The organism is Pseudomonas sp. AC355, from assembly GCF_979258205.1.
Genome location: NZ_OZ409843.1, coordinates 5,085,538 through 5,097,428, shown reverse-complemented (window position 1 = coordinate 5,097,428; position 11,891 = coordinate 5,085,538). Strand labels below are relative to the sequence as shown.

Below are 11,891 nucleotides of genomic sequence, written 5' to 3'. Positions count from 1 at the left end.
CGCGTCATAGGTGATCCTCGGGCCCGCGTGGCGCGGGATTGCGGGTGATGAACATGGCATCACCGTAACTGAAGAAGCGATATCCCTCGGCCACCGCCTGAGCGTAGGCCGCCATGGTTTCTGCATAGCCGGCAAACGCCGACACCAGCATCAGCAGGGTCGATTCGGGCAGATGGAAGTTGGTGACCAGGGCATCGACCACGTGGAATGGCCGACCGGGATAGATGAAGATGTCGGTATCACCGCTGAACGGCTTCAGCTCACCATCGCGAGCTGCACTTTCCAGCGAGCGGACGCTGGTGGTGCCCACGGCAACCACTCGACCGCCGCGGGCACGGCAGGCCTGCACTGCGTCGACCACGTCCTGGCCGACCTCCAGCCACTCGCTGTGCATGTGATGATCTTCGATACGCTCCACACGCACCGGCTGAAAGGTTCCTGCGCCGACGTGCAGCGTGACGAAGGCGCTTTCGACACCCTTCTCGCGCAGGGCCGCCAGCAACTCATCGTCGAAATGCAGGCCTGCGGTAGGCGCCGCTACGGCACCGGCTTTCTGCGCATAGACGGTCTGATAGCGCTCGCGATCCGCGCCTTCATCCGGCCTGTCTATATAAGGAGGCAACGGCATGTGCCCGACACGTTCGAGCAGCGGCAGTACCGCCTCGTCGAAACGCAGTTCGAACAGTGCATCGTGGCGCGCCACCATCTGCGCCTGAGCACCACCCTCGATGAGAATCGTCGAACCTGGCTTGGGTGACTTGCTGGAACGCACATGGGCTAGCACCCGATGTTCGTCGAGCACGCGCTCGATCAGCACCTCGAGCTTGCCACCCGACGCCTTCTGGCCGAATAGCCGCGCCGGAATCACGCGGGTGTTGTTGAACACCATCAGGTCACCCGGGCGCAGGTACTCGAGCAGGTCGGCGAAATGCCGATGAGCGAGCGCGCCACTGGCACCGTCGAGAATCAGCAGACGGCTGGCACGGCGTTCGGCAAGGGGATGGCGGGCGATCTGCTCATCTGGCAGTTCGAAATGAAAGTCGGCAACGCGCATGGAGGAAAAGGTGTCGTCTTGCAGGGCGGAGCAGCTTACCGGAATTCCTACACGCTGACCACGCAAGTGCATTGACCAACGGCAACTTGCTCCCTATACTGCGCCGCGATTGTGCCCCGGTGGCGGAACCGGTAGACGCGGCGGATTCAAAATCCGTTTTCGAAAGAAGTGGGAGTTCGAGTCTCCCCCGGGGCACCATATATCCTTCAACTGTTACCTACTTGTGACAGTTCGCAGCAAAGCTGTGCTGCGCGACTCCTCTTCGCGCAATTAGCCATTATAAAAACCAACTCGAAACTCGCCCAAAAGCCTCACGAATCTTACGTGGGATTATGCGTGGCCGAGGGGTTGGCATTTGCTTCAGAGTTAGCGTAGAGTTCAGCCACTGTGTTTGCATGGGTCGCCGAGAATCGTGACCTGATGCAGTAGATCGCTCAAGATCCGCTACATCCCGTTCGACTTCCACACTCCTTGCAACCAGTATTCAGTCCTCTATATATGGAGGCTGTCATCAACTCTAGTTCCAAGGAAAAGAGACATGTCGAATCGTCAGAACGGTACCGTCAAGTGGTTTAACGACGAGAAAGGTTTTGGTTTTATCACTCCAGAAAGCGGTCCGGATCTGTTCGTACACTTCCGCGCTATCGAAGGTAACGGCTTCAAGAGCCTGAAAGAAGGCCAAAAAGTTAGCTTCGTCGCTGTACAAGGTCAAAAAGGCATGCAGGCTGACCAGGTTCAAGTCCAGGAATAAGCCGCTGCTTGAAAAACCCCTGATGCATATCAGGGGTTTTTTTATGCCTGCAATTTAGTATGGCCTGCCCCCACATCACGAGCCCTCCATGCCAAAACATGCACTGCGCCCGCAAGGTGACTTCCCCACAGCCGGCCTGGGCCGCCGCCTGGCTGCGGTGCTTTACGACAGTTTCCTGTGCATTGCCCTGCTGATCGTCGTCACCTTCATCTACAAACTGATTCAGATGGCGATCTACGGCGAAGCACAACTACGCCAATGGTCAGACGCAGGAGCACTGGACGGTGACCCGTTGCTATCCACCCTGCTGCTAATCAGCCTGTTCGGGTTCTTCGCCAAATTCTGGACGCACAGCGGCCAGACACTAGGCATGCAGGTCTGGGGCATACGCGTACAAAATAAGGACGGCACGGCGATCAGCCTGTGGCAAGCATTGCTACGGTTTCTGGTCGCACTTGTTTCGGGACTGGCCTTGGGCCTGGGCTACCTGTGGGTGCTCTTCGACAAACGCAAATGCAGCTGGCACGACCACTACTCGGATAGCGTTACCGTGCAACTGCCGAAGAACGCGCATCGCAAGTAGCGAGAAGAGCAACTAACGGCACCCATCGGCAAGGTGAATACCCGCACAAAGAAAAGGCTCAAAGCATGCACCACGCCCTCCCCCGCCAGACAGGAGAAGGCGCGATGCGATAGATCAGCCAGCTCGGCGCAGCAGCCAGAAGCCTGCCACCGCACAGATACCCGCAGGGATTAGCACCGCGAACAGCGGCGAGAAGCCGAAGACCAGACTCGAAGGCCCCAGCAGATCCTGAGCAATACGAAACACGAAGCCAACCAACACACCGGTGAACACGCGCTGGCCGAGGGTGACCGAGCGCAGCGGGCCAAAAATGAAGGAGATCGCCATTAGCACCAGCGCAGCGGTGACCAGCGGCTGCAGCACCTTGGTCCAGAACGCCAGCCAGTACTGACCATTGTTCAGGCCCTGCTCTTTCAGATAATGGATGTAGCGCCACAGACCACTGACCGACAGCGCCTCGGGCTCCAGCACCACGGTGCCCAGCAGTTGCGGATTGAGCTCGATATCCCAACGCTCGCTCGGCGCCTTGAGCACTTCGGTGCTGCGCTCGTGGAACTGGGTGGTGGCCACATCTTCCAGCTGCCAGTAGCTACCTTCGTAGGTAGCGCGACGGGCAAAGCTGGACGATTCCAGACGACGCTGATCGTCGAAGCGGTAACGCGTCACACCGAACAACACGCCATCAGGCTGCACGGCATTGATGTGCACGAACTCCTGCCCCTGACGGTGCCACATGCCCCGCTTCGAGGTCTGCGCTTCGCCACCACCCTGTGCCATGGCCCTGCCCGCCTGGGCCTGATTCTCGCTCCAAGGGGCGACATACTCACCGATCAGGATGCCGACCAGCATCAGCGCCAGCATCGGCTTCATCACGCCCCAGACGATGCGCCCGATGGACACGCCAGCCGCACGCATGATGGTCAACTCGCTGTTGCTGGCCAGAGTACCCAGGCCGATCAGACACCCCACCAGCGCAGCCATGGGCAGCATGTCGTAGATGCGCCGCGGCGCGGTGAGGAAGACGTACCACAGGGCATCGCCCAGGCCGTAGTTACCTTCTATATCACCCAACTCGTCGATGAAGGCGAACAGCAGGGCCAGGCCGACGATGATGCCGAGCACAGCCAGAATGGCGAACAGCACCTGCGCGCCAATGTAACGATCCAGCTTAACCACGAGCGCTCTCCCGACGACTTACCAGCTTCAGACGCATCGGTTCCCAATACAGCAGGGCCAGACCGATCAGCAGGAACAGCAGGTGCACTCCCCACAGGCCGATTGCTGGCGGAATGCGCCCTTTGTCCAACGCACTGCGTGCAGCAACCAGCAAACCAAGGTAGGTCATGTACAACAGAATCGCCGGGAGCAACTTGAGGAAGCGCCCCTGACGCGGGTTGACCCGAGACAGCGGCACCGCCATCAAGGTGACGATGAACACCAGCAACGGAATGGATAGACGCCACTGCAGTTCAGACTGCAGACGCGGCTCGTCACTGCCGAACAGCTGCGACGTGGGTATGGCTTCGCGCTCGCTGATGTCTGCGGTCACCGAAGGCTTGGGCAGCAACACACCGTAGGTGTCGTACTGCACGACGCGGTAATCGGCCTGTCCCGGATTGCCGTCATAGCGATAGCCGTTTTCCAGAATTAGATAACGGCTGCCGTCAGCTTGCACTTCCTGACGACCACTCTCGGCCACCAGCACGGTGATGCCGCGCTCCTTGTCACCTGCACGGGACAAGCGCTTGTCGGAGATGAAGATGCCGCCCAACTCGGTGCGATCTTCCGACAGCTCCTGGGTGTAGGTGACCCGCGAGCCATTGCGCATGGACTGAAAGCGCCCGGGCACCAGCGTATCGAACTCGGTCAGCGCATCCTGCTCATTGAAGATCTTGGCGACCTGGGAAACGCCCTGAGGCGCCAGCCCCATGCTCAACCAGGCAACCAGCAGCGCCACCACAGTGGCCGGCGCCAGGCTGTAGATAAACAGCTTCTGCTGGCTCATGCCGGTCGCCGACAGCACGGTCATCTCGCTGTCCAGGTACAAACGCCCGTAGGCCAGCAGGAAACCCAGAAACAGCCCCAGCGGCAGAATCAGTTGCAGGAAGCCGGGCAGACGAAAGCCCATGATCAGAAACAGTACGCCCGGATCGAGCATCCCCTGAGCCGCCTGGGCCAGGTACTTGATGAAGCGGCCACTCATGATGATCACCAGCAGCACGGCACTGACCGCACTCAAGGTAACCAGAACCTCTCGGGACAAATATCGGAAGACGATCAAACAGACACTCCAGGGTTGTCAGGCTCAGGCGGCTGTACTCGAACTAACCGCACTGCATGCTGGTGCGCGCGTTAAGCGAACCGGCCGAAAAATTGCCGTTATTATCCTGCGATTAAGCTGGCGTGTCACTGCACATAAAGCCGTGCCAGCCACAAAGACTCTGCCACGCGTAAGCATTCAGCAGAGCGGTTACGTGCGGCGTGGGCGCAAATAGTTATTGGTATGTTCCGCTGGATACCAGAGGTAACCCCTAGATCTCTCTGCCGCGCGGCAACTGGGTCCGTGCACGTACCGGGATCCAGCCTATATATCCAACTCGCGTAGATACGGCGGTGGTGTTTTCTGCGCTACTTGCCTGCCGTCATGGCCTTGATAGCCCACCTTGCCAACTTTTCCTGCCTCAGCGCCCAGGTCGACACCCCAATCATCCGCATCGAGAAAGCCCAGCACATTCAAGGAATCAGGCTCAGATGCCTTGGTAAAGAACAACGAAGTTCCATATTCAGGCGTTTCACTGTCGTAGCCCAGCGCCTGCTCGAACGCGGAGATACAGCTGCTGTGGGTAACCAGAACCAGGTTTTTACCCGGAGCTTTATGCTGTAGCGCGTCCTTGAGCATCGTTTCTCTGCATTTATACAGCCAGTCTTCATCTATACCGACATCGTCAAAAACGATTGACTCGGTCTGTGCAGTTCGAGCGAGTGGGCTGTTGTAAATGTCGGTTTTGCCGAGACCTAATTGGCTGAAACGCTCTGCGAGAAGATTTCCAACCACCACCGACCTGGAGGTCACACCTTCCGTACCTTGCAGGCATGGATGGTCTTCCTTGTCACACCGCTCGAGATGGCGGAGCAAAACAATCACATCGCCACTTTCCCATTGGGCCAACAGGTTGGGCAGCTCATGCCTGCTTTCTTCTGAAAGGTCTGCTATTTCGGGGGGATGAACAATGAACGCGCCCGCTGCAACCACCAGAGAAGCCGCTGTTGCCCAGGTAAATGCACGCTTGCGCTGGCAGGCACTGAGCGTGCGCAACCATTGCCGGGAACGGCTAAGCAGTGGAACGTTGAACATGAAGACTCCTAATTCCGGGCCACGAGTGGCCATTGCCACGCAGGGTGAGCCTTAGTTGAACTCAAGCACTGTGAATAGTTGCGAAACAGGAATGGTTAACTGAACCGCCCTATTCCTGATGCGAGCATTTCGCTCTTAAGCACACCGCCTGGGCAGCCTAAGTTGGCCGAGCACACCGAATACCTGACCAGAGCCAAGACACTCCCCGGAGAGGCTCAAGCGAAATCGTGTGTAGACGAACGGAGCAACCTGCGCGTACGAAATTCAGGCTGTAGAAGCGAATACGCGGGGCGAAGCGTGGGAGAAATCGATCCACAGAAAATCGCCGCACCACCGGCAGAGCACGGTAGACGGCGAAGTGTCTAAACGCATCAAGAACCGCACCCCGTGCAACGCTCTGCTACGGCTGGGTGACTCTCCGTACAGACCTGAAGGCGCTGGGCATCCGCCAACACCGCCTGTACGATACCCGACACACTTACGCGACCATGTGCCTTATGGCTGGAATGGATGTGGCCTTTATTGCCAACATTGCCAATCAGCCCGGACACACGATAGAAGTGCCACTCAGCACCTGCACCGAATGGATCAATTTCAAGGGTGACTGGTCAGAGTTGGTTAAGCTGTCGACTGCTACAAAATCGGTACAGCAAAACCAGGAATTCAGTTAAAGCCTTTGAATACAGGGCGTTAGAGAAAACCCTGTAAATCATCCTGCATCCGCGACTCGTTGCCTTGGGGACACCACGCATGGAATTTATTGTCAAAAGCGCTCGCCCGGAAACATTGAAAACCGCCACCCTGGTCATTCCAGTTGGTGAAGGTGCAATCCTCGGCGCCACCGCCAAAGCGGTAGACGCTGCCAGCGGCGGCGCGATCAGTGCTCTACTCAAGCGCGGTGACCTGGCCGGCAAGCCTGGCCAAACCCTGCTGGCCCACGGTCTGCCGAACCTCAAGGCCGAGCGCGTACTGCTGGTCGGCACCGGGAAAGACGCCGAACTTTCCGATCGCCAACTGCGTAAACTGATCGCAGCCGTCTACACGGTACTGAAGAACCTCGGTGGCAGCGATGCCCTGCTCGCCCTGCAGGATGTTCAGGTTAAGAACCGCGACGCCTATGGCAAGGCGCGTCTGCTAGTGGAAAGCCTGGCAGACGCTGGCTACCAGTTCGACCGTTTCAAGAGCCAGAAATCCACGCCTGGCGCGCTGAAGAAAATCACCCTGATCACCGACAAGGCCAGTGTCGCCGACGTCGAGCGCGCGACCACCGAGGCTTGCGCCATCGCCATCGGCATGGCGCTGACCAAGGATCTGGGCAATCTGCCGCCGAACATCTGCCACCCCAGCTACCTGGCCGAGCAAGCCAAGGAACTGGCCAAGGCGCACAAAAACCTCAAGGTCGACATCCTCGACGAGAAGAAGCTGCAGGCGCTCGGCGCTGGTGCTTTCCTCGCCGTCGCTCAGGGCAGCGATCAGCCGCCGCGGATGATCGTGCTCAACTATCAGGGCGCGAAGAAGAGCGACAAACCTTACGTACTGGTCGGTAAAGGCATCACCTTCGACACTGGAGGCATCAGCATCAAGCCGGCCGCTGGCATGGACGAGATGAAATACGACATGTGCGGCGCCGCCAGCGTGTTCGGTACCCTGCGCGCCGTGCTCGAGCTGCAGCTGCCGATCAACCTGGTATGCCTGTTCGCCTGTGCCGAGAACATGCCCAGCGGTGGAGCCACCCGCCCAGGCGACATCGTCACCACCATGAGCGGACAGACCGTGGAGATCCTCAACACCGACGCCGAAGGCCGTCTGGTGCTGTGCGACACCCTGACTTACGCCGAGCGCTTCAAGCCGCAAGCAGTGATCGATATCGCCACCCTCACCGGCGCCTGCATCGTCGCCCTGGGCAGCAATGTATCTGGCCTGATGGGCAACGATGACGACCTGGTTGGCGAGATTCTCGCTGCAGGCCGCCACGCCGATGATCGCGCCTGGCAGCTGCCGCTGTACGACGAATACCAGGAGCAGCTGGATAGCCCGTTTGCCGACATTGCCAATATCGGCGGCCCCAAGGCCGGCACCATCACTGCGGGCTGCTTCCTGTCGCGCTTCGCCAAGAGCTACCGCTGGGCCCACCTGGACATCGCCGGTACAGCCTGGATCAGCGGCGGCAAGGACAAGGGCGCCACTGGCCGCCCAGTGCCCCTGCTGACCCAGTACCTGCTCGATCGCGTACCGCAGGAGCAGCGCTGATAGCAGCCTGAGCAGTGCGCCGCCCACTGGCGGCGCACTGCCTGATGGCTGTCTGCGGATACCTTCATGCCCCGAATAGAATTCTACGTACTGTCGTCGAGCACCACGGCCGAGCGCCTGCGCGCGGCCTGCCAGCTCGCCGGCAAGGCCTGGCGTCATGGTTTGCCAGTGTTCCTGCGCGGCAGCGACGCCGCACAATGCACAGAGCTCGACGAGCTGCTGTGGCGGGCCCGCCAGGAAAGCTTCATCCCCCACGACCTGCATCAGGACGACCCGAAATCGCCCATCGTGATCGGTGTTGATGAAGCGCCCGAGGCAACTCAAGGCGTGCTGATCAACCTGGGCAGCACGCTCAGCCCGCACATCGAGCACTTCAGTCGGGTGATCGAGATCGTCAACCAGGAACCCGACCTGCTGACCGCCTGCCGGGAGAATTTCCGCAGCTACCGTCAACGGGGCTATGATCCCAAACGTGTCGAACTGTAAAGCCCCCATGGACAATCTGAACCCACCGCAAAAACCCGGCGCCCTGCTGAACGATCTCGAATCGATTCGCGAACTGCTGGGCGACGATCTCGATCCGCCCCTGCTGACCGAGAAATTCGACCCCGACGATATTCCGCTGCTCTCGGATGTAGTGCCTGCACCCGCACCTAACCCGCAACCATCGGCCGCGAGCGGCACTTCGACCGGTATGGCCTCCGAAAATGAGTTGCGCCAAACCGTGCAGCGCGCCATTGGCCGGGATAACGAAATCAACCGCCTCGATAGCGAACTGCGCGCCGCCGCTCAGTTGCTGCTGCAGGATGTGATCGATGATTTCGTGCCGCAGATCGAAGCCGAACTCAAGCGTCGCCTGCAAGCACGCCTGCACCGCTTGCTACCACAACGTCGATAACACCCCTCAAGCGCTAGCCAAACGCCCCTCTCCGCTCGACCGATAGCCTCGAGAGCGGAGGAAAACTATACGGTGGTTCGTTATACTGCTCGGCTTTTCCGATCAGACGCCAGAAGGGTCCCGCCACGCATGGACAAGACCTACCAGCCCCACGCCATCGAAACCGCCCTGTACGAAAACTGGGAGGCGAAGGGCTACTTCGCTCCGCAGGGTTCCGGTGCCCCTTACACCATCATGATCCCGCCGCCGAACGTGACCGGCAGCCTGCACATGGGCCACGGGTTCAACAACGCGATCATGGATGCCCTGATCCGCTTCCGCCGCATGCAGGGTCGCAACACCCTGTGGCAGCCGGGCACTGATCACGCCGGCATCGCCACGCAAATGGTGGTGGAACGTCAACTGGCCGCTCAGGGTATCGATCGCCATGATCTCGGCCGCGAGAAATTCCTCGACAAGGTCTGGGACTGGAAGGCCGAGTCCGGTGGCAACATCACCCGGCAGATCCGTCGCCTGGGCTCGTCCGTGGATTGGTCGCGCGAGCGTTTCACCATGGACGACGGCCTGTCCGAGGCGGTCAAGGAAGCCTTCGTGCGCCTACACGAGGACGGCCTGATCTACCGCGGCAAGCGTCTGGTCAACTGGGACACCAAGTTCCACACCGCCATTTCCGATCTGGAAGTTGAAAGCCACGACGAGAAGGGCCACCTGTGGAACCTTCGCTACCCGCTGGCTGACGGCAACAAGACCGCCGAAGGCGCCGACTACCTGATCGTCGCCACCACGCGTCCGGAAACCATGCTGGGTGACGCAGCCGTCGCCGTGAACCCGGAAGACGAACGCTACAAGGCCCTGATCGGCCAGTACGTCGAACTGCCGCTGCTTGGCCGCCGCATCCCGATCATCGCGGACGATTACTGCGACCCGGAATTCGGTACCGGCTGCGTGAAGATCACCCCGGCCCACGACTTCAACGACTATGAGGTCGGCAAGCGCCACAACCTGCCGCTGATCAACATCTTCGACCAGGACGCAGCTGTGCTGCCGGGTGCGCAGATCTTCAACATCGACGGCAGCGTCAACGCCCTGCTCGATGCCAGCCTGCCTGCCGAATACGCCGGCCTGGATCGCTTCGAAGCGCGTAAGCAAATCGTCGCCGCCTTCGATGCCCTCGGCCTGCTGGAAAAGATCGACGACCACGCCCTGAAGGTGCCGAAAGGCGACCGCTCCGGCACCATCATCGAGCCGTGGCTGACCGATCAGTGGTACGTGTCCACCAAGCCGCTGGCCGAGAAAGCCATCGAAGTGGTCGAGAACGGTGAAATCCAGTTCGTACCCAAGCAGTACGAAAACATGTACTTCAGCTGGATGCGCGACATCCAGGATTGGTGCATCAGCCGTCAGCTCTGGTGGGGCCACCGCATTCCGGCCTGGTACGACCAGGCGGGCAACGTCTATGTCGGCCGTGACGAAGCGGAAGTACGCGCCAAGCACAACCTGGGCGACATCGCCCTGCGCCAGGACGACGACGTACTGGATACCTGGTTCAGTTCCGGCCTGTGGACCTTCTCCACCCTCGGCTGGCCTGAGCAGACCGACTTCCTGAAGACCCATCACCCGACCGACGTGCTGGTCACCGGTTTCGACATCATCTTCTTCTGGGTTGCCCGGATGATCATGCTGTCGACCCACCTGACCAAGCAGATCCCGTTCAAGACCGTGTACGTTCACGGTCTGGTACGCGACGGCCTGGGCCAGAAGATGTCCAAGTCCAAGGGCAACGTCCTCGACCCGCTGGACATCGTCGATGGCATCGACCTCGACACCCTGCTGGCCAAACGCACCAGCGGCATGATGCAGCCCAAGCTCGCCGAGAAGATCGCCAAGCAGACCAAGGCCGAGTTCCCGGAAGGGATCGCCAGCTACGGTACCGACGCCCTGCGCTTCACCTTCTGCTCGCTGGCCACCACCGGGCGTGACGTGAAGTTCGACATGGGCCGCGTCGAGGGCTATCGCAACTTCTGCAACAAGCTGTGGAACGCCGCCAACTTCGTCATCGAGAACACCGATGGCCAGGACACCGGCATCAATGGCGAAGCGGTCGATCTGTCACCGGTCGATCGCTGGATCATCTCCGCCCTGCAGCGTTGCGAGCAGGACGTGACCCGCCACCTCGACGCCTTCCGCTTCGACCTGGCGACCCAGGCCCTGTACGAGTTCGTCTGGGACGAGTACTGCGCCTGGTACCTGGAACTGGTCAAGCCGGTGCTGTGGGACGAGAACGCCTCAGTTGAGCGCCAGCGCGGCACCCGCCGCACGTTGGTGCGTGTGCTGGAAGTGATCCTGCGTCTGGCTCACCCGTTCATGCCGTTCATCACCGAAGAAATCTGGCAGCGCATCAAGGGCCAGGCCGCCGTCAGCGGCGAGACGCTGATGCTGCAACCCTGGCCGGTGGCTAACGAAAGCCGTATCGACGTGGCGGCCGAGGGCGACATCGAGTGGGTCAAGCAACTGATGCTCGGCGTGCGGCAGATCCGTGGCGAGATGAAGATCTCCATGGCCAAGCGCATCGACGTCATTCTCGCCAACGCCAACACCGAAGACCTGCGACGCCTGAACGACAACGCCCCGCTGCTCAACAAACTGGCCAAGTTCGAGTCGGTGAAGGTACTGGCAGCTGGTGAAGAAGCGCCGATGTCCGCCACCGCCCTGGTCGGCGACATGCAGGTACTGGTGCCGATGGCCGGGCTGATCGACAAGGAAGCCGAACTGGCGCGCCTGGACAAGGAAATCCAGCGCCTGGAAGGTGAAGCCAAGCGGATCGGCGGCAAGCTGGCTAATGAGGGCTTCGTCGCCAAGGCTCCGGCTGAAGTACTGGAGAAGGAGCGCGCCAAGCTGGCCGAGGCCGAGCAGGCGCTGGCCAATCTGGTGGAGCAGCGCGGCAAGATCGCCAGCCTCTAAACCAGCGCGCAACTGACAACGGCCTGCCGTGGCGAAAGC

At 60.2% G+C, this 11,891-nt stretch carries 10 protein-coding genes and 1 tRNA gene; 7 read left to right on the top strand and 4 right to left on the bottom strand.

The genetic code is table 11. The features are described from left to right. Positions 1 to 4: 4 nt before the first annotated feature. Complete coding sequence (gene queA, locus ACZ0AI_RS23710) at positions 5 to 1,054, bottom strand: tRNA preQ1(34) S-adenosylmethionine ribosyltransferase-isomerase QueA (protein WP_463566017.1); 1,050 nt, start codon at positions 1,052 to 1,054, stop codon at positions 5 to 7. A gap of 113 nt (positions 1,055 to 1,167) precedes the next feature. On the opposite strand from queA, the gene ACZ0AI_RS23705 reads away from it, so the two are divergent. From ACZ0AI_RS23705 to ACZ0AI_RS23695, 3 genes are all read left to right on the top strand, one after another. Then, a tRNA-Leu gene (locus tag ACZ0AI_RS23705) sits at positions 1,168 to 1,252 on the top strand. A gap of 340 nt (positions 1,253 to 1,592) precedes the next feature. Then, positions 1,593 to 1,805, top strand: coding sequence for a cold-shock protein (locus ACZ0AI_RS23700; protein ID WP_010486675.1), 213 nt, complete (start codon positions 1,593 to 1,595; stop codon positions 1,803 to 1,805). Positions 1,806 to 1,893: 88 nt separating this feature from the next. Next, on the top strand, positions 1,894 to 2,388 hold the full coding sequence (locus tag ACZ0AI_RS23695; protein ID WP_463563953.1) for an RDD family protein: 495 nt from the start codon (positions 1,894 to 1,896) through the stop codon (positions 2,386 to 2,388). 114 nt (positions 2,389 to 2,502) lie between these two features. Here the strand turns inward: ACZ0AI_RS23695 and lptG are convergent, their stop codons facing one another. The 3 genes from lptG to pmrG form a co-directional block, all read right to left on the bottom strand. Further along, entirely contained in the window at positions 2,503 to 3,564 is a 1,062-nt protein-coding gene (gene lptG, locus ACZ0AI_RS23690; protein WP_463563952.1) for an LPS export ABC transporter permease LptG, read from the bottom strand. Next, positions 3,557 to 4,669, bottom strand: a complete 1,113-nt coding sequence (lptF, locus tag ACZ0AI_RS23685; protein WP_463563951.1) for an LPS export ABC transporter permease LptF — start codon at positions 4,667 to 4,669, stop codon at positions 3,557 to 3,559. The genes lptG and lptF overlap by 8 nt, the downstream gene beginning before the upstream one ends. A 303-nt stretch (positions 4,670 to 4,972) precedes the next feature. Continuing rightward, complete coding sequence (gene pmrG, locus ACZ0AI_RS23680) at positions 4,973 to 5,743, bottom strand: lipopolysaccharide core heptose(II)-phosphate phosphatase PmrG (protein WP_463563950.1); 771 nt, start codon at positions 5,741 to 5,743, stop codon at positions 4,973 to 4,975. 750 nt (positions 5,744 to 6,493) lie between these two features. Here pmrG and ACZ0AI_RS23675 point away from each other — a divergent pair. The 4 genes from ACZ0AI_RS23675 to ACZ0AI_RS23660 all read left to right on the top strand — a co-directional run bounded on the left by ACZ0AI_RS23675 (position 6,494) and on the right by ACZ0AI_RS23660 (position 11,852). Further along, positions 6,494 to 7,993, top strand: coding sequence for a leucyl aminopeptidase (locus tag ACZ0AI_RS23675; protein WP_463563949.1), 1,500 nt, complete (start codon positions 6,494 to 6,496; stop codon positions 7,991 to 7,993). 66 nt (positions 7,994 to 8,059) lie between these two features. Then, positions 8,060 to 8,479 carry a DNA polymerase III subunit chi gene (locus ACZ0AI_RS23670; RefSeq protein WP_463563948.1) on the top strand — a complete coding sequence of 140 codons (420 nt, stop codon included), beginning with the start codon at positions 8,060 to 8,062 and terminating at the stop codon, positions 8,477 to 8,479. A gap of 7 nt (positions 8,480 to 8,486) precedes the next feature. Beyond that, a complete protein-coding gene (locus tag ACZ0AI_RS23665) occupies positions 8,487 to 8,891 on the top strand; it encodes a DNA polymerase III subunit chi (RefSeq protein ID WP_463563947.1) in 405 nt (134 codons plus the stop codon). Positions 8,892 to 9,020: 129 nt separating this feature from the next. Continuing rightward, entirely contained in the window at positions 9,021 to 11,852 is a 2,832-nt protein-coding gene (locus tag ACZ0AI_RS23660) for a valine--tRNA ligase (RefSeq protein ID WP_463570104.1), read from the top strand. The last annotated feature ends 39 nt before the right edge of the window (positions 11,853 to 11,891 follow it).

Coding starts and splice junctions, on each gene's coding strand:
- queA (WP_463566017.1), bottom strand. CDS start 1,054: ATGCGCGTTGCCGACTTTCATTTCGAACTGCCAGATGAGCAGATCGCC.
- ACZ0AI_RS23700 (WP_010486675.1), top strand. CDS start 1,593: ATGTCGAATCGTCAGAACGGTACCGTCAAGTGGTTTAACGACGAGAAA.
- ACZ0AI_RS23695 (WP_463563953.1), top strand. CDS start 1,894: ATGCCAAAACATGCACTGCGCCCGCAAGGTGACTTCCCCACAGCCGGC.
- pmrG (WP_463563950.1), bottom strand. CDS start 5,743: ATGTTCAACGTTCCACTGCTTAGCCGTTCCCGGCAATGGTTGCGCACG.
- ACZ0AI_RS23675 (WP_463563949.1), top strand. CDS start 6,494: ATGGAATTTATTGTCAAAAGCGCTCGCCCGGAAACATTGAAAACCGCC.
- ACZ0AI_RS23670 (WP_463563948.1), top strand. CDS start 8,060: ATGCCCCGAATAGAATTCTACGTACTGTCGTCGAGCACCACGGCCGAG.
- ACZ0AI_RS23665 (WP_463563947.1), top strand. CDS start 8,487: ATGGACAATCTGAACCCACCGCAAAAACCCGGCGCCCTGCTGAACGAT.
- ACZ0AI_RS23660 (WP_463570104.1), top strand. CDS start 9,021: ATGGACAAGACCTACCAGCCCCACGCCATCGAAACCGCCCTGTACGAA.